Origin of the sequence: Dyella sp. AD56 (assembly GCF_002878475.1) — a bacterium.
GTDB lineage: Bacteria > Pseudomonadota > Gammaproteobacteria > Xanthomonadales > Rhodanobacteraceae > Dyella.
Genome location: NZ_NRDP01000027.1, coordinates 1 through 17,948 on the forward strand (window position 1 = coordinate 1; position 17,948 = coordinate 17,948).

At 62.4% G+C, this 17,948-nt stretch carries 16 protein-coding genes; 8 read left to right on the forward strand and 8 right to left on the reverse strand.

The annotated features are described in order from the left end of the window. The 5 genes from odhB to pilH all read left to right on the forward strand — a co-directional run. A partial coding sequence (gene odhB, locus DyAD56_RS17800; protein WP_102304136.1) for a 2-oxoglutarate dehydrogenase complex dihydrolipoyllysine-residue succinyltransferase occupies window positions 1–930 on the forward strand: 930 nt, incomplete at its 5' end. A 125-nt stretch (window positions 931–1,055) separates the two neighbouring features. Beyond that, complete coding sequence (gene lpdA / locus DyAD56_RS17805) at window positions 1,056–2,480, forward strand: dihydrolipoyl dehydrogenase (protein ID WP_102304137.1); 1,425 nt, start codon at window positions 1,056–1,058, stop codon at window positions 2,478–2,480. Between the two features lie 164 nt (window positions 2,481–2,644). Continuing rightward, complete coding sequence (locus tag DyAD56_RS17810) at window positions 2,645–3,241, forward strand: TIGR00730 family Rossman fold protein (protein ID WP_102304138.1); 597 nt, start codon at window positions 2,645–2,647, stop codon at window positions 3,239–3,241. A 37-nt stretch (window positions 3,242–3,278) separates the two neighbouring features. After that, on the forward strand, window positions 3,279–4,286 hold the full coding sequence (locus DyAD56_RS17815; protein ID WP_102304139.1) for an oxidoreductase: 1,008 nt from the start codon (window positions 3,279–3,281) through the stop codon (window positions 4,284–4,286). A gap of 72 nt (window positions 4,287–4,358) precedes the next feature. Beyond that, window positions 4,359–4,724, forward strand: coding sequence for a twitching motility response regulator PilH (pilH, locus tag DyAD56_RS17820; protein ID WP_102304140.1), 366 nt, complete (start codon window positions 4,359–4,361; stop codon window positions 4,722–4,724). A gap of 64 nt (window positions 4,725–4,788) precedes the next feature. Here pilH and DyAD56_RS17825 read toward each other — a convergent pair whose 3' ends face one another. Next, window positions 4,789–5,691, reverse strand: a complete 903-nt coding sequence (locus tag DyAD56_RS17825) for a DnaJ C-terminal domain-containing protein (RefSeq protein WP_102304141.1) — start codon at window positions 5,689–5,691, stop codon at window positions 4,789–4,791. 224 nt (window positions 5,692–5,915) lie between these two features. Here DyAD56_RS17825 and DyAD56_RS17830 point away from each other — a divergent pair, with 224 nt between their 5' ends. The 3 genes from DyAD56_RS17830 (at window position 5,916) to DyAD56_RS17840 (ending at window position 8,998) form a co-directional block, all read left to right on the forward strand. Continuing rightward, window positions 5,916–6,398 (forward strand): peroxiredoxin, encoded by a 483-nt coding sequence (locus DyAD56_RS17830; RefSeq protein ID WP_102304142.1) that lies wholly within the window; start codon window positions 5,916–5,918, stop codon window positions 6,396–6,398. Window positions 6,399–6,522: 124 nt separating this feature from the next. Next, window positions 6,523–8,538: an amidohydrolase family protein gene (locus tag DyAD56_RS17835; RefSeq protein ID WP_158241381.1), complete on the forward strand. Its 2,016-nt coding sequence runs from the start codon at window positions 6,523–6,525 to the stop codon at window positions 8,536–8,538. Between the two features lie 79 nt (window positions 8,539–8,617). Next, the gene (locus tag DyAD56_RS17840) at window positions 8,618–8,998 is read left to right on the forward strand and encodes a DUF427 domain-containing protein (RefSeq protein WP_102304145.1); all 381 of its coding nucleotides are present in this window, start codon (window positions 8,618–8,620) and stop codon (window positions 8,996–8,998) included. Window positions 8,999–9,057: 59 nt separating this feature from the next. Here the strand turns inward: DyAD56_RS17840 and gyrA are convergent, their stop codons facing one another. From gyrA to pnp, 7 genes are all read right to left on the reverse strand, one after another. Continuing rightward, window positions 9,058–11,652 (reverse strand): DNA gyrase subunit A, encoded by a 2,595-nt coding sequence (gyrA, locus tag DyAD56_RS17845; RefSeq protein WP_102304146.1) that lies wholly within the window; start codon window positions 11,650–11,652, stop codon window positions 9,058–9,060. Between the two features lie 139 nt (window positions 11,653–11,791). Beyond that, window positions 11,792–12,202 carry a GtrA family protein gene (locus DyAD56_RS17850; protein ID WP_102304148.1) on the reverse strand — a complete coding sequence of 137 codons (411 nt, stop codon included), beginning with the start codon at window positions 12,200–12,202 and terminating at the stop codon, window positions 11,792–11,794. Continuing rightward, window positions 12,199–13,230 (reverse strand): S-methyl-5-thioribose-1-phosphate isomerase, encoded by a 1,032-nt coding sequence (gene mtnA, locus DyAD56_RS17855; RefSeq protein WP_102304310.1) that lies wholly within the window; start codon window positions 13,228–13,230, stop codon window positions 12,199–12,201. Before mtnA ends, DyAD56_RS17850 begins: the two co-directional genes overlap by 4 nt. A 46-nt stretch (window positions 13,231–13,276) precedes the next feature. Next, a complete protein-coding gene (locus DyAD56_RS17860) occupies window positions 13,277–13,462 on the reverse strand; it encodes a PspC domain-containing protein (RefSeq protein WP_102304149.1) in 186 nt (61 codons plus the stop codon). 29 nt (window positions 13,463–13,491) lie between these two features. Beyond that, complete coding sequence (gene phaC / locus DyAD56_RS17865) at window positions 13,492–14,559, reverse strand: class III poly(R)-hydroxyalkanoic acid synthase subunit PhaC (protein ID WP_102304151.1); 1,068 nt, start codon at window positions 14,557–14,559, stop codon at window positions 13,492–13,494. Window positions 14,560–14,568: 9 nt separating this feature from the next. Next, on the reverse strand, window positions 14,569–15,633 hold the full coding sequence (locus tag DyAD56_RS17870; RefSeq protein WP_102304152.1) for a poly(R)-hydroxyalkanoic acid synthase subunit PhaE: 1,065 nt from the start codon (window positions 15,631–15,633) through the stop codon (window positions 14,569–14,571). A gap of 184 nt (window positions 15,634–15,817) precedes the next feature. Further along, window positions 15,818–17,923 carry a polyribonucleotide nucleotidyltransferase gene (gene pnp, locus DyAD56_RS17875; RefSeq protein WP_102304154.1) on the reverse strand — a complete coding sequence of 702 codons (2,106 nt, stop codon included), beginning with the start codon at window positions 17,921–17,923 and terminating at the stop codon, window positions 15,818–15,820. Between the last annotated feature and the right edge of the window lie 25 nt (window positions 17,924–17,948).

Below are 17,948 nucleotides of genomic sequence, written 5' to 3' on the forward strand. Positions count from 1 at the left end.
GCTGCAGCTGCGCCGGCTCCGGCCGCTGCTGCTCCGGCTGCCACCAAGGCTGGCAACGCCGACCTGTCCCCGGCCGGCCTGCGTGTGGCCACCGAGCAGAACATCGACGCATCCAAGGTTGCCGGTACCGGCCGCGATGGCCGCGTGACCAAGGAAGACCTGCTCAACGTTGGCAAGGGTGGCGCCGCTCCGGCAGCCGCTGCGCCGGCCGCCAAGCCGACCCCGGGTTCGCGTCCGGAAGAGCGCGTGCCGATGACCCGCATGCGCGCCCGCATCGCCGAGCGCCTGATGCAGTCGAAGAACTCCATCGCCATGCTCACCTCGTTCAATGAAGTGAACTTGGCCGAAGTGGTGAAGATGCGCAAAGCGCTGGGTGAGTCGTTCGAGAAGGCCAACGGCGTGAAGCTCGGCTTCATGAGCTTCTTCGTGAAGGCCGCCGCCGAAGCGCTGAAGCGTCACCCGCTGGTCAATGCCTCGGTCGATGGTAACGACATCGTTTATCACGGCTACCAGGACATCTCGATCGCCGTGTCCACCGACAAGGGCCTCGTGACGCCGGTGCTGCGTGACGTGCAGGACATGAGCTTCGCCGACGTCGAGCGCGGCATCGTCGATTACGCCAAGAAGGCGCGCGACGGCAAGCTGGGCCTGGACGATCTGCAGGGCGGCACGTTCACCATCACCAACGGCGGCACCTTCGGTTCGCTGCTGTCGACCCCGATCGTGAACCCGCCGCAGAGCGCCATCCTGGGCATGCACGCCATCAAGGAGCGCGCCATCGTCGAGAACGGTCAGGTGATCGCCGCCCCGATGATGTATCTGGCGCTGTCCTATGACCATCGCATCATCGATGGCAAGGACGCGGTGCTGTTCCTGGTCGATATCAAGAACCAGCTCGAGAACCCGCAGCGCATGCTTCTTGGTCTCTGACCAAGAAGCAAAATCAGGCACGGAGCTCTGGCGGCGAGCGTTGATGTTGAATCCGCGCTCGCCGCACACATATCCCGCTTCATAAGTGACGTGCTTCCCCAGCGCGCCACAGCTAAGGAAAAACCATGAGCGAAAAATTCGACGTCATCGTCATCGGCGCCGGCCCCGCCGGCTATGTGGCCGCGATCCGCGCCGCGCAGCTGGGCCTGAAGACCGCCTGCATCGACGCCTTTGTAGGCAAGGACGGCAAGCAGGCGCTTGGCGGCACCTGCCTCAACGTGGGTTGCATCCCGTCCAAGGCGCTGTTGGATTCGTCCAAGCAGTTCTACAACATCGCTCACAATCTGCCGGTGCACGGCATTACGGTGGACGGCGCCAAGGTGGACCTGAATACGTTCATTGGCCGCAAGGACAAGATCGTCAAGCAGTTCACCGGCGGCATCGGCCAGCTGTTCAAGGCCAACAAGGTCACCGCGTTCTTCGGTACCGGCAAGCTGCTCAAGGACAATGAGGTCGAGATCACCGGCAACGATGGTTCCAAGCAGACCATCAGCGCTACCAATGTGATCCTCGCTTCCGGCTCAGTGCCGATCGAACTGCCGTTCGCGAAGTTCGACAACAAGTTCATCGTCGACAACGCCGGCGCGCTGGACTTCACCGATGTGCCGAAGCGCCTGGGCGTGATCGGCGCTGGCGTGATCGGTCTGGAACTTGGCAGCGTGTGGAAGCGCCTGGGCTCGGACGTGACCGTGCTGGAAGCGCTGCCGGATTTCCTCAGCGTGGCCGATGCCGACATCGCCAAGATCGCCGCGAAGGAATTCGCCAAGATGGGCTTGAACATCAAGCTCAGCGCCAAGCTGACCAAGGCCGAAGTGAAGGGCAACGAAGTCGCCCTGACCTATGAGGACAAGGACGGCCCGCATGACCTGGTGGTCGACAAGCTGCTGGTCGCCGTGGGTCGCCGCGCCTACACCGACGGTCTGCTGGCCAACGATACCGGCGTGAAGCTGGACGAGCGCGGTCGCATCGTGGTCGACGAACACAACCACACCGGCGTGAACGGCGTGTGGGCCATCGGCGACGCTGTGCGCGGCCCGATGCTGGCGCACAAGGGTTCAGAGGAAGGCGTGGCCGTGGCCGAGTGGATCGCCGGCAAGGCGGGCCACATCAACCTCGATACCGTGCCGTGGGTGATTTACACCGAGCCGGAAATCGCGTGGGCAGGCAAGACCGAGAAGCAGCTGAAGGAAGAAGGCGTCCCCTACAAGGTCGGCACCTTCCCGTTCGCCGCCATCGGCCGCGCCGTGGCCATGAACGAAGCCATCGGTCAGGTGAAGATGATTGCCCATGCGGAAACCGACCGTATCCTGGGTGTGCACATGGTTGGCCCGGGCGTATCCGAGCTGATCGCCGAGTGCGTGGTCGCGATGGAGTTCAAGGGCTCCTCCGAAGACCTGGCCCGCATCGTCCACGCGCACCCGACGCTGTCGGAAGCCGTGCACGAAGCCGCTCTGTCGGTGGACAAGCGCGCCATCCACAAGGGCAACTAAGGACGCCGCGCCGGCCTTGCATGGTCGGCGACACGGAATCCCGGCCCGCTCGTGGCAACATGAGCGGGCCGTTCGTTTTTCGGCATCCCCTATCACGTCACCCGACTGGACTCGTCCAGCCAAAACCGGATGGCGAACATTTTCTTCCTGCTCAAGTCGGTCCCATGCCCCAACCCACTTCCCTTTGCGTCTATTGCGGCTCCAGCAGCGGCGGCCATCCCGAATACGTCGAGCAGGCGCGTGCCTTTGGCGCCGAAATGGCGCGGCGCGGCATCGCCCTGGTCTATGGCGGCGGCAAGGTCGGCCTGATGGGTACGGTGGCCGATGCGGTCGTTGCTGGCGGCGGCAAGGTGATCGGCGTCATCCCGCGCCAACTAGTGGATCTGGAAGTGGCACACGCCGGCCTGACCGAGCTGGTAGTCGTGGAAACCATGCACCAGCGCAAGACCCGCATGTTCGAATTGTCAGATGCTTTCGTCGCCCTCCCCGGCGGCTTTGGCACCATGGACGAGATGTTCGAGATGCTTACCTGGGCGCAACTCGGGTTGCACCGCTACCCCTGCGCCTTCCTGGACGTGCGCGGCTACTACGCGCAGCTGAGCGCCATGATGGATCACATGGTGGCGGAACGTTTCGTGCGCCCCGAGCAGCGTGAGAGTGTATGGTTTGGTCAGGACATGCAGCAGCTGTTCGACTGGATGGAGCACTACCAGGGCTCCTACATGCCCAAATGGATCGACCGCAGCAGCGTCGAAGCCTGATCCTCCGGTTTCACGCGCAACGATAAAGAGATTGGCCATGAGTACACCGAGCGCCTTTCGCGCTTTCCGCATCCATAACGACGACGCCGGCTATCGCGGCGCGCTGGAAACCATCGACGCGGATGCACTGAGCCCCGGCGAAGTACTAGTCCAGGTCGCCTATTCCTCCGTTAACTACAAAGACGCGCTCGCCGGAACCGGTAAAGGCAAGATCCTCCGCCAGTACCCGCTCAACGGCGGCATCGACGTCGCTGGCACCGTCGTGGCCTCCACCGATCCGGCCTACAAGGAAGGCGATGCGGTGCTGTGCACTGGCAGCGGCTTGTCCGAAACGCGCGACGGCGGCTACGGCGAGTACGTGCGACTGCCCTCGGCCTGGACCATCCGCCTGCCCAAGGGGCTGAGCCTGCGCGACGGCATGGTCATCGGTACGGCCGGCTTTACGGCCGCGCTCGCGCTGCTGCGCATGGAAGACAATCGTCAAACGCCTGCCCATGGCCCCATTGCGGTGACGGGCGCTACCGGCGGCGTGGGCATGCTGGCTATCGACATCTTCACGCGCGCCGGCTATGCCGTGCACGCCATCAGCGGCAAGGCCTCGCACTTCGACTTCCTGCGCGACCTGGGCGCGGCCGAATGCATCGACCGCCACCAGCTCTCCTTCAGCGGCAAACCGATGGATTCAGCGCGCTTTGGCGGCGCGCTGGATAACGTTGGCGGCGCCATGCTGGCCGGGCTGCTGCCACTCGTTGCGCCCTACGGCAATGTCGCTATCTGCGGCAATGCAGGTGGCATCGGCCTGGAAACCACGGTCATGCCTTTCATCATCCGTGGCGCCAGCCTGCTCGGCATCGCGTCCTCAGGCACCGCCCGCGACATCCGCGACCGGGTGTGGGAGCGCCTCTCCGGGGACTGGAAGCCGCAACATCTTGAGCGCATCGCCACCCGCGAAGTCACCATGGAGCAATTGCCTGACGTGTTTTCGCGCATGTTGGCCGGTGAATCGTTTGGTCGTACCGTGGTACGTATAGGTGGCGCAAGCTGAGCGTTCGCTCAACTTGGAAGCATCGCGGCCACGTCATAGAATCCAACGAAACAACAAGGGGAACTCCACCTTATGGCACGCATCCTGATCGTCGACGATTCGCCGTCTCAGCTGTTGGGCATCAAGCGCATCGTCGAAAAGCTCGGGCATGAAGCGCTGACCGCCGAGGATGGCGCTGCCGGTGTCGAAGCGGCGAGGCGCGAACGCCCCGACCTGATCCTGATGGACGTGGTTATGCCGAACCTCAACGGTTTCCAGGCGACCCGCACCATCAGCAAAGACCCGGACACGCAGCACATTCCGGTCGTGCTGGTGACAACGAAAGACCAGGAAACCGACAAAGTGTGGGGCCTGCGCCAGGGCGCGAAGGCCTACGTCACCAAGCCGATCCGGGAAGACGAGCTGGTCACCACGCTGAAGGAATTGCTGCCCGTTTGAGGCGCAGTTTCATTGCAACGAAAAACGGCGCCGTTTGGCGCCGTTTTTCGTTGCATGCGTTCGCTCAGCGGCGAGGATCGTAGTCGCCGAACTGCTCGCGCAAGGCCTCGTAGGCTTTCTTCTGGCCGTCGGTATCCGCTAGTGGTGCACGGATGGACAGCTCTACCAGCTGATCGCCCGGATGCGCCCCCGGCAGCCCGCGCCCCTTCAGGCGAAGCTTGCGGCCCGATTGCGAGCCCGCTGGAATGCGCAGATCCACTGCGCCAGCAAGCGTCGGCACCGGCAGCGTCGCGCCCAGGGCGGCTTCCCACGGCGCGATGGGCAGCACGTGCAACACGTTGCGACCGTCCAGGCGGAAACGCGCATCGTCACGGATGCCCACTTCCAGCAGTAGATCACCGTTGGGTGCACCGCCTGAGCCGCTATGGCCCTGCCCTGCCAGGCGGATGACCTGGCCCGGCTGGATGCCCGCCGGAATCTTTACCTCCAGCACGCGCTCGCCGCCACTACCGTCCTGCAGAGCCAGGCGGGTCTTACCACCGTCGAAAGCTGTCTGCAGGTCGATCTGTACGTGTGCGTGCACGTCGCCGCCACGGCGCGCACGCGGCGGCCCACGATGACCGGGGGCCGCGCCACGCCCAAACAGACTCTCGAAGAAATCGCTGAAGTCACCGCCGCCATCGCCGCCGAAATCGTGACCGTGACCCTGTCCCCAGCCCGGTGGCGGCCGGAACTGTTCGCCGCCGCGGTAACCGCCGGCGCGTAGTTCGTCGTACGAGCGCCGCTTTTCGGTATCGCGAAGCACTTCGTTGGCTTCGTTGATTGCCTTGAATTTCTCCTCCGCACCCGCCTCTTTGTTGCGGTCAGGATGGTATTTCTTGGCCAGCTTGCGGTAAGCGGACTTAATTTCGGTCTCGCTGGCCTCCGGCTTGACGCCAAGAATGTCGTAATAGTCTTTGAATTCCACAGCCACTCCCCGGCAATCTCCCCGCCCGTACTGGCGAGGCGGGAATCATGGTGCCCCACCTGCCTGTCGTTAAGGTCGCCCGACTTGTATGGGTGATGCGTGGCAACGCGTTGCCACCCTCTCTATGGTCAGCCAAATGGGTGCGAAAACCGCGTGATTCAAGGCGACAATGACCACCACTGGCGCTAGGATCGCTGCTCTCCTACCTCACAGGCACGACTTTCATGAGCATCCAGGTCGGCGACACCCTGCCCGACGTCGAAATCCGCGTTGTTGGCAACGGCATCGAACAGGCCCAGACCGGCGCCCTTTTCGCAAACCGGAAGGTGGTGCTGTTCGCGGTGCCCGGTGCCTTCACCCCCACCTGCTCCAACCGACACCTGCCCGGCTACGTGCAGCAGTTTGTCCAGTTCAAGGAGCGCGGCGTCGACGTGATGTGCCTGGCAGTGAACGATGCCTACGTCATGCAGGCTTGGGCGGCTTCCCAGAACGTTCCGCCGGAACTGCTGATGCTCGCGGACGGCAACGGCAACTTCACCAAGGCCCTGGGACTGGACCTGGATGGCAGCAACTACGGCATGGGCCTACGCGCCAGGCGCTTTGCGCTGTACGCCGAAAACGGCGTGGTGAAGCAATTGCAGGTCGAAGCACCGGGCGAGTTCCGCGTCTCGATGGCTGAAGCCATGCTGGAACAGATCCCCAACTAATGGGCCTGACGGGATGATGCGCCACCGCGCATCATCCGACGTCACGCACCGCCTTTCCTGCCAGTCACCGTTCGTTCGCTTCACGTTGTCGTGCTCCAACCGCCTTTCATGCCGTGGAGTTCCTATGCAGCAAGCGTTCCTCCGCTCCCTTGGTCTTCTCGCCCCACTGTTTCTTGTGCAGGCCTCCCACGCACAAGTTGCGGTACCCGATGAACAGGGTACTTTCGTCCTGCACAAGTTCGCCCGAGCCATTGGCGAGGAGCGCTACGCGATCCATCGCGATGCCGGACAACAAACACTCACTTCCGATTTCAAGTTCACCGATCGTGGCACCGCCGTGCCGCTGAAGACCGTCTATCAGGCGAAGGACGATGCCCATCCTCTGTCGCTGAAGACCGAGGGGAAATCCTCGCGCTTCTCGGAATTGCACGACGAGTTCACGCTCAACGCCACGCAGCAACAGATCGGGCTTAAACGCGGCGATGAACACAAGACGTTCGCCGCGAACGAGCACACCTTTCTGATGGACGGCTATTCGCCGGTGGCCATGCAGCAGATGCTGATGCGGTTCTGGCTGGCCAAAGGCAAGCCGGCACGCATCGACGCGCCGCCCGGCGAGCCCATCCATGTGACGCCCACGACGGACCTGCAAGTCAACGTGGCGGGGCGTTCCACGACCTTGCACGGCTATGAAGTGACTGGCCTGGCATGGGGCTCGGAAACGCTGTGGATGGACGACGACGGCAAGCTCATCGCGCTGGTCACCCGCGATGCGGAAGAAGACCACTTCGAGGCCGTGCGCCAATCGTACGAGCCAGCCCTAGGCGCCTTCATCCAGCGCGCCGCCAACGACAGTCTGGCATCGCTCGCGCGCTTGGGCGCCAACGCGCGCAGACCTCCCGCAAAACGATTGGCGATTACCCATGTCACCTTGATCGACGGCACGGGCGCCCCGCCACGCCGAGATGCCACGGTGCTCGTGGATGATGGCGTCATCGCACGCATCTTGCCTGACCAGAAGCAGACACCCGCGTCCCTCACGGGGTACAGCGTGCTCGACGGGTCGGGCAAATTCCTCATCCCTGGCCTGTGGGATATGCATGCTCACTACGAGCAGGTGGAATGGGGCCCGGTATATCTCGCGTCAGGCGTCACCACGGTGCGCGACTGCGGCAACGAGTTCGACTTCATCACGTCCGTGCGTGACGCGCTGGACCTGGGGCACGGCATCGGCCCGCGGATTCTCATCGCCGGCCTGGTGGACAGCACGGGCCCCAAGACGCTGGGTGCCGTCACGGCAGATACGCCCGCCGAGGCTATCGCCGTTGTGCAGCGCTACAAACAGGTGGGCGCCCGCCAGATCAAGATCTACAGCAGCATGAAGCCCGAACTGGTGCCAGTCATTGCGGCAGAAGCGCATCGACTCGGCATGACGGTCACCGGCCATGTGCCCTTTGGCATGACAGCGCCGGAAGTGGTCAAGGCGGGCTACGACAGCATCAATCACATCGATTTCGTCACGCGTGGCTTCATCGACGTGGCACCAGACAAACCGCTGCCGCCACTGGATCTGAGCAACGCCAAGGCAACCGATGAGTTGGCCCTCTATAAGCAGCACCACACCGTGTTCGACGACACGATCGCGCTGTACGAAATCTGGATGCACCCCGGCACCACGCCGTTGTCCAGCCTTGAGCCCGGCGTGACGCATTTGCCGCCGTCGCTTGCGACGGCGCTAGACGCCCCCGGGGTTCCCCCAGAGCGCGCGGCCCGGGCAAGCGAGTACTACAAGGACATGTTCACCGTGCTGCGTGAACTGCATCGGCAAGGCCTGCAAATCGTGGCGGGCACGGACCAGGCCATTCCCGGGTACTCGCTCCACCGAGAGCTGGAGATCTATGTGCAGGCGGGCTTCACTCCGATGGAGGCACTACAGGCCGCGACGAGTGTGCCCGCACGCTTCATGGGGCTGGACAAAGAGCTTGGCACGATCACCGTCGGCAAGCGCGCCGACATGGTGTTGCTCGACGGCGATCCGCTCGCTGACATCCACAACACCCGAAAAGTGGACAAGACCATCGCAGGTGGTGCCGTATACGAGCCCGCACCGCTATGGCAAACCGTCGGCTTCATACCGTGAAAGAGTGTTCTCCACCGTTCCTTGCCACGATAGCGCGTAAGGTTCGCGCTCTCGGCATACGCCAACGGGAGTCATCGACATGAGTACAAAAGAGCAGCGTATTCCTGGACCCGACCATCCGATCACGGTAACGCCGAGTACCGACCACATCGTCGTGCGTGTCGACGGGAGCGTGGTGGCCGACACCCGCGCCTCGCTGAGCCTGAAGGAAGCGTCCTATCCCGTGGTGCACTACATACCGCGCAAGGATGTGGACATGACCCTGCTGGAACGTACGGACCACCATACCTACTGCCCCTACAAGGGCGATTGCTCGTACTACAGCATTCCGTCGGCCGGCGAGCGCGGCACAAATGCCGTATGGACGTATGAACATCCCTACGATGCGGTTGTTGCCATCAAGGACCATCTGGCGTTCTACGGCTCCCGCGTCGACGCCATCGAGGTCACGCCCGGCTGACTTGGGGCAAAAAGAAACCCGGCCTGTGCCGGGTTTCTTTCAGTACTGATGACGGGCGATCAATCGCCGCTGGCGGGCGTCTCCGGAGCAGTGTCGACCGGGCCTTCTTCGCCCTCGCCTTCACCGTTCTCCACCTCCGCATCGAGACGGACCACGCTCACTAGCTTCTCGTCAGACGGCAGGCGAATCAGCGTCACACCCTGCGTGTTGCGGCTGAGCTGCGAGACTTCGGCCACGCGGGTACGCACCAGCGTGCCCTGGTCGGAGATCAGCATCAGCTCGTGGACTTCGTTGGCTTGAATCGCAGCGACCAGCGTGCCATTGCGCTCAGAGCACTGAATGCCGATGACGCCTTGCGTGCCACGCCCCTTCTTCGGGAACTCGTCGAGCATGGTGCGCTTGCCGTAGCCACGCTGAGTCGCGGTGAGGATGTCGCCCTCGGCCGCCACGATCAGCGAAACCACTTCGGCTCCTTCAGCCAGCTTCATGCCGCGCACGCCGGTGGCCGTACGGCCCATCGAACGCACTTCCGACTCATCGAAGCGCACCGTCTTGCCATTCGATGCGAACAACAGCACATCACTGTTGCCGTCGGTTAGCGCGACGTTGACCAGCGCATCGCCCTCGTCGAGGTTGATGGCGATCTTGCCCTTCTGCAACTGGAAGGCGAATTCGGTCAGCGGCGTCTTCTTCACCGTGCCCTGCTTGGTGGCGAAAAACACAAACTGGTCTTCGGTGTATTCGCGCACCGGCAGCACAGCCTGCACCTTCTCGCCCTGGCCCAGCGGCAGCAGGTTCACCATCGGCTTGCCACGTGCGTTGGGGCCCGATTCCGGCATCTGGTACACGTTGAGCCAGTAGACGCGACCGGTGCTGGTGAAAGTGAGCAGCGTGTCATGGGTGTTGACCACCCACAGCTGTTCGACGAAATCCTCGTCCTTCAGCGCGGACGCCGAACGGCCCTTACCGCCACGACGCTGCGCACGATACGTGCTGGCCGGCTGGCGCTTCACGTAACCGGTGTGCGACAGCGTGACCACGACGTCTTCCGGTGCGATCAGGTCGAGAACGTTGAGATCTTCCTGCGAGTGCTGGATCTCGGTGCGACGCTCATCGCCAAACTCGTCCTTCACCGCAATCAACTCATCGCGGATCACAGAGAGCAGACGTGCTGGATCTTCCAGGATCTCGATGAGGCCACGAATGGTCTCGAGCACCTGGCGATATTCGTCCGACAGCTTGTCCTGTTCGAGGCCAGTAAGGCGATGCAAGCGCATCTGCAGGATTTCCTGAGCCTGCACTTCGGACAGCTGGTAACCGTCGGCCTTCAGGCCATCACGCGGATCCATGTCTTCCGGACGCGACGCTTCGGCACCGGATGCAGCAAGCAGCGCGGACACCATGCCCGGTGCCCACTTGCGGGCGAGCATGCGCTCACGTGCTTCCTGCGGCGACGGCGAAGTGCGGATCAGCTCGATCATCTCGTCGATGTTGGCGAGCGCGACCGTAAGGCCTTCCAGGATGTGCGCGCGAGCACGAGCCTTGCGCAGATCGAAGATGGTACGGCGCGTCACCACTTCGCGGCGATGACGGATGAATGCCTCGAGGATGTCCTTGAGGTTCAACAGACGCGGCTGGCCGTCCAACAGGGCGACCATGTTGATGCCGAACGTCACCTGCAACTGCGTCTGCTGGAACAGGTTGTTCAACACCACATCGGCCATCGAATCGCGACGGATTTCGATGACCACGCGCATGCCATCCTTGTCGGACTCATCGCGCAGTTCGCTGATGCCTTCGAGCTTCTTTTCCTTGACCAGCTCGGCGATCTTTTCGATCAGGCGAGCCTTGTTCACCTGATATGGCAGCTCGTGGACGAGGATCGTCTCGCGACCGTTGGATTCGGTTTCGATCTCGGTGCGCGCACGCACCAAGATGCGACCACGACCGGTGCGATACGCCTCGATGATGCCCGACGAGCCGTTGATGATGCCCGCGGTCGGGAAATCCGGACCAGGGATGTAGTGCATCAAGTCTTCGATCGACAGCGACGGTTCGTCGATCAGGGCAATAACGGCTGACACAACTTCAGTGAGGTTGTGCGGCGGCACGTTGGTGGCCATGCCCACCGCAATACCTGCCGAACCGTTGATCAACAGGTTCGGCACGCGGGTGGGCAGCACCAGCGGCTCGTGTTCGCTTTCGTCGTAGTTGGGGCCGAAGTCGACGGTGTCTTTGTCGATGTCGGCGAGCAGTTCCTGCGTGAGGCGCGACATGCGCACTTCGGTGTATCGCATGGCGGCGGCGTTATCGCCGTCAACCGAACCGAAGTTACCCTGACCATCGACCAGCATGTAGCGCAGCGAGAACGGCTGCGCCATGCGCACGATGGCGTCGTAAACGGACGAATCGCCGTGCGGGTGGTATTTACCGATGACGTCACCGACCACGCGGGCCGATTTCTTATAGGGCTTGTTCCATGCATTGCCGAGTTCGTTCATGGCGAACAGAACGCGGCGATGCACTGGCTTCAAGCCATCGCGAACATCTGGAAGGGCGCGTCCCACGATCACGCTCATGGCGTAATCGAGGTAGCTCTGACGCATCTCGTCTTCGATGTTGACGCGAATGACTTCTTTGGCGAGTTCTGCCATCAATCGGCTTCCCTGATCTAAGAAAAACGGCCCCTGCGCGCTCCCCTGAAACGTAGGCGCGGGCAGCCTGGAAACAACCTGTGAAGTGTACCACGTCTGGCGTGGGATTCACAGAATTTTCACCATATCAATCAATGGTTTACGCGGACGTTTTGGCGTCCTTGAAAAGCATCAGGCGGGCTGTCGAAAAATTGAACACTGCGGCGACGACAGAGCCCCCGGCCGTGGCGATGGCGGGCCACCGGTGCAGCGCCGGAAACACGATCAACAGAACGACGTAGGTGCCGTAATTCACCACCGCTCCCACGCCCATCAGCGCCATCCAGTGCAGCCACTCGGAGAACAATCCCCGCCCGCTTTCATGGCTGGCAAACGTCTGCCGGCGGTTCCACCACCACGTGACCGTGGCAGCCAACGGAATGGAGACCAGACGCGAGTAGTACGCACTCCAGTCGCCCCACGTGACCAATGCCTGCGCGATGCCGGCGTCGACCACGAAGCCGATCACGCCGCCGATCATGAAGAGAAAGAACTGTCGCGAGAGCTTCATGAACCAAACAGGGCTTGCATGGCCTGTGCGGTCGGGCGCTCGATGACGCCGCGCTCGGTGACGATCGCATCGATCAGCTCAGCAGGTGTCACATCAAACACAGGATTCCAGGCTTCTGCGCCCTCCACCACGACTCGGCGACCCGCCACCGCCAGCAGTTCCGCCGGGTCACGCAGCTCAATCTCGATGTCTGCCCCCGACGCCGTTGCCATATCGACTGTGGACGATGGCGCTACGACCATAAACTTCACGCCGTGGTGGCGTGCCGCGATGGCGAGCTGGTAGGTGCCAATCTTGTTGGCGGTGTCACCGTTCGCGGCAATGCGATCCGCCCCCACGATCACCCATTGCACCTCGCCAGAACGCATCAGGTGCGAGGCTGCGGAGTCGGCGATGAGCTTGGCAGGAATGCCATCGCGCACCAGCTCCCACATGGTGAGGCGTGCACCCTGCTGCCAAGGACGCGTCTCACCGGCATACACCTGCTCGATGCGGCCGCTGGCCACGCCTGCGCGGATCACGCCAAGCGCCGTGCCAAAACCAGCGGTGGCGAGCGAGCCCGTGTTGCAGTGGGTCAGCACGCCCGATTGTGGAGCGATAAGTCCCGCGCCGAGCTCACCCATATGGCGGTTAGCGGCAAGGTCTTCGTCCTGGATCGCCTGAGCTTCGCGCTCTAGCGCGACGGCATCGGCGCCTGCGGCGATGCGCGCCTTCATGCGATCCAATGCCCACATCAAGTTGACCGCGGTGGGTCGCGCCGCCCGAAGCATGGCGAGCGCCGATTCCAGCGCCTCACCCTGCTTTGCGGCCAATGCCACGCCCCAGGCAGCGGCAATGCCGATGGCCGGCGCGCCGCGCACGGCGAGATCCTTGATGGCCTGCGTGACCTGGGCAGCATTGGTGCAGTCGATCCAGCGTTCCTCCTGCGGGAGCAGGCGCTGATCTAGCAAGCGGAGATGATCACCCTGCCATTGCACGGCACGGATGCGGTCGTAACGGTCGTAGTCCATAGAACAACTTTGGTTGATGCGATGAAAGAAAAGGCGGCGGCGCAACGATGCGCCAGCCGTATGATCAGGCGCCTTCGGGCATCACGATCCACAACACGATGTAGATCAGTACGCCAGAGCCACCCAGCAGGGTAAGGACAACCCACAGCAGCCGAACCAGCGTTGAGTCCCAGCCAAGGTACTCGGCGACACCGCCGCAGACACCGGCGATCTTCCTGTCCGTGAGCGATCGATGCAGACGTTTTTCCATGCCCCTGCCCTGATGGTCGCGTAGAGGGCTCAGTTTCGCGTACTAAGCCATTGGTGGATAGCCGGCGGCACCTCGCGCTGGGCGCGGCTCGATACGTAGATGCCGATGTGCCCGCCCTTGAAGGCCAGCTGCGTGTAGTCGGTGGTGCCGACATGACGACCCAGCGCGCGCGAGGCATCGGGCGGAACCAGGTGATCCTGCTCGGCGAAGATATTCAGCACCGGCTGCGTGATCATGCCTAGATCCACCGGCTTACCGCCGATGATCAACTCGCCCTTGATCAGCTTGTTCTGCTGGTAGAACTCCTTGATGAACTCGCGGAAAGCTTCGCCCGCCTGATCCGGCGAATCGAAGATCCAGCGCTCCATGCGCAGGAAGTTCTGCAGCTCCTTCGGATTGTCGAGGATGTCGACCAGGCCCACGTATTTCTGTTGGTTCAAACGAACCGGCTTCAAGGTGAGATAAACCCAATTGAGCAATTCGGCAGGGATATTGCCCATGGTGTCGACGAACAGGTCGACGTTCATTTGCCGCGACCAGCTCGACAGCATGTTGTCCGGCGTCTGAAAATCCACCGGCGTCACCATGGTGATAAGGTTTCTGACCTTCTCGCCATGCGTCGCGGTATAGCAGAGCGAGAACGTGCCGCCCTGGCAGATGCCAAGCAGGTTGATCGCGTCAACGCTCGCAGCTTTGCGCACCGCATCCACGCAACGGTCGAGATAACCGTTGATGTAATCGTCCAGGGTCAGCCAGCGATCGACTGCGTCGGGATAGCCCCAGTCGAGCAGGTAGATGTCTTCGCCCTGTTCGAGCAGGTTGCGGACCATGGAGCGGTCCTCCTGCAGATCCGTCATCCACACTGTATTGACCAGCGCGTAGACGATCAGCGTCGGCGTTTTCGCCGTCGGCCTGCCCTGCCCCTTCATGCGCCAGACTGACAGCTTGTCCTCGCGATACACCAGCTCGCGCGGCGTATTCGCATACTCGGGCTCGCGCTGATGCTTGAGGTTGTCCATGCCCGCCGTCAGCTTGCGCTGGAAAGCGGAAATCTCGCCCATCAACGCAGCCGGGTCGAGGCGAAGCGGTGGATACATGAGAACTCCTTACTTGCGCTTGACGCCGCGAGCGACGGATTTGCGGGCGGCGACGGCCGGGGCTGCCTTGGGGCGGCGCACGGCGACTACTTCATCCGTTGCGCGCTTGCCGCTACGCGACGGTATCTTCTTCTCGACTGGCTTCGCCGGCTGCGGTTTGTCAGCGAGCTGCCGCTTCAGCGCCGCCACTTCGGCACGAAGAATGGCGATTTCTTCGTTGCCCTGCGTGCCACGCTGCTCGCGCACCTCGCGACGCAGTTCGTGCACGCGCTTGCCCAGGGCGGTGACCTCGCTGCGCGTAGGCAACCCTAGATCACGACACCACGCATCAAGCTGCGACTGTTGCAACTGACGCACGCGGCCCTGTGCGTTCACCATTTCGCCATAGGCATGGCGGAATTCTTCGGACAAGGCAATTTGCCCGTAAGCCTCTTCCGCCGCGTCCACCCACAAATCGTAAAGCGCCTTGAGTGATTCGATCTGTTTGGACGAATCGGTCAAATCGGCGAGCTTGCCCTGCAGCCGCTCGAAGCCTTCGGTATTGGCGCGCTGAATGAGGGTCTGGTACTTGCCAGCCCATTCCGTGTAGTTCTGCATGGCGGTCGTCAGTGCCTGCTGCAGGCGCTGGCGTTCACGCGTGTAACCGAACGCAGCGAAGTGTTCGACATCGAACTTCATGCCGGGCACGCCCGAAGGATTGGCCTGGAACCACGACTGCCACAGCTGCCCGAAACTTTTTGCGGCCTCGCTATCGATGTTAGCGAAAGCGTTCGCGAACGGTTGCCCGCCCAAGTTGGAAAACAGATTCTGCAGCGATTGCTGCCAATCGGCCGCCGGACCTTGCCCCAAGCCGCTGCTCGCTGCGCCCTGGAGCCAATCGCCGTAACCCTTGAGGGCGGCCATGCTACGCGCCATGAAGTCGTCGCCAGCACCAGAGGAACCGAAGGGTGACGCGCCACCCCCGAAGGGATTTGATGGGGCGCTATGTTGCTGCAGGTAACGAGTCCAGGCATCCCACGATTGCTGCGCCATCGTCTGGTAATCCTTCAGAAAATCATTCGCCTGCTCAGCCATGCCCGCTTCCTCATGATGCTCCAGCCATCCTAGCAAAAGCCTGTTGCAGGAGACGCAAAAAGCGTATTAGTCCTCAGCGAATAATCGGCGATATTGCGACGCAGCATCAGCTGCCAGTTATGCGGGCCTCAAAAACAAAAGCCCGGCTTTCGCCGGGCCTTTGTCAAAGCGTTGAAGCGACGACTTAGGCGCCAGCGCCCTCGTCCTCGGTCACGGCCTTCATGGACAGGCGGATACGGCCCTGCTTGTCCACTTCGAGCACCTTGACCTTGACGATATCGCCTTCCTTCAGCTTGTCGGAGACCTTCTCCACGCGCTCGCTGGAGATCTGCGAGACGTGCACCAAGCCATCCTTGCCCGGCATGATGGTCACGAACGCGCCGAAGTCCATCAGCTTGGCAACCTTGCCTTCGTAGATGCGACCCGGCTCGACGTCGGAGACGATCTGCTCGATACGCGCCTTGGCAGCGTTGGCCGCTTCGCGGTTGACCGAGGCGATGATGACGGTGCCGTCATCGCTGATGTCGATGGTGGTACCGGTCTCTTCCGTGATCGAACGGATGGTTGCGCCACCCTTGCCGATCACTTCGCGGATCTTGTCCGGGTGGATCTTGATGGTGAGCAGGCGCGGGGCGAACTCGCTCATCTCGGTGCGGGCGGTGCTGATCACCTTGGCCATTTCGCCGAGGATGTGCAGACGACCACGCTTGGCCTGCTCCAGCGCCACCTTCATGATCTCTTCGGTGATGCCGTCGATCTTGATGTCCATCTGCAGCGCAGAAATGCCATCGGCACTACCGGCCACCTTGAAGTCCATGTCGCCGAGGTGATCTTCGTCACCCAGGATGTCCGACAGCACCACGAAGTCGCCACCTTCCTTGACTAGGCCCATGGCGATACCGGCAACCGGCGACTTCAGCGGAACGCCCGCATCCATCATGGCCAGCGACGAACCGCACACCGAAGCCATCGACGAGGAACCGTTGGACTCGGTGATTTCCGAGACCACGCGCACCACGTACGGGAATTCTTCGATGCTCGGCTTGACAGCCTGCACGCCGCGCTTTGCGAGACGGCCGTGGCCGATTTCGCGACGCTTCGGCGCGCCGAAGCGACCAGCCTCGCCCACCGAGAACGGCGGGAAGTTGTAATGGAACAGGAACGGATCCTTCGACTCGCCTTCCGGCGCATCGATGATCTGTGCATCGCGGGTGGTGCCCAGCGTGGTCACGACCAGCGCCTGGGTTTCGCCACGGGTGAACAGTGCCGAGCCATGGGTACGCGGCAGCACGCCGACGCGGATGGTGATCGGGCGAACGTCGTCCAGGTTGCGACCGTCGATGCGGATCTTCGTCTTGAGGACGCCATCGCGCATGGTGCGGTATTCGAGCTCGGCGAATTCCTTCGACAGCTCAGCCTTGTCCCAGCCCTTGGCTTCGACATCGGCGGCCAGCGAAGCGAGCACGTCGCTCTTGATGGCGGCGATGGCGTCGCGGCGCTGCAGCTTGTCACGCACCTGGAAGGCGGTTTCCAACTGGTTGCCGACGGCACCGGTGAGAGCGGCGATCAGCGACTCGTTGCGGGCCGGAGCGGACCATGCCATGGACGGACGAGCCGCCTCGGTGGCCAGCTCGGCGATGGCGCGGACGGCCACCTGCAGCTGCTGGTGACCGAACACCACGGCGCCGAGCATCACTTCCTCGGACAGCAGCTTGGCTTCGGATTCCACCATCAGCACGGCATTCGACGTGCCGGCGACGACCAGGTCGAGCTCGGAGGTCTTCAGCTCGGTGGCAGTCGGGTTCAGCAGGTACTTGCCGTTGGCGTAACCGACGCGGGCAGCGCCGATCGGACCCTTGAACGGGATACCGGCGAGGCTCAATGCAGCGGAGGCGCCCAGCATAGCCGGGATGTCACCGTCGACCTCCGGGTTCAGCGAGACGACCTGCGCGATGACCTGCACTTCGTTCTTGAACTCTTCCGGGAAGAGCGGACGCACCGGACGGTCGATCAGACGCGAGGTGAGCGTCTCCTTCTCGGTCGGACGGCCTTCACGCTTGAAGAAGCCACCCGGGATACGACCCGCGGAGTAGAACTTCTCGACGTAATCGACCGTGAGCGGGAAGAAGTCCTGACCTTCCTTCGCCTTGGCATTAGCCACCACGGTGACCAGCACGACGGTGCCGCCCATGCTGACCATGACGGCACCGGAAGCCTGGCGGGCGATTTCGCCCGTCTCCAGTGTGACTTCGTGATTACCGAACTGGAATGACTTGGTTACTTTCGCCACTGTCTTTTCCTGAATTGGGAAGTGC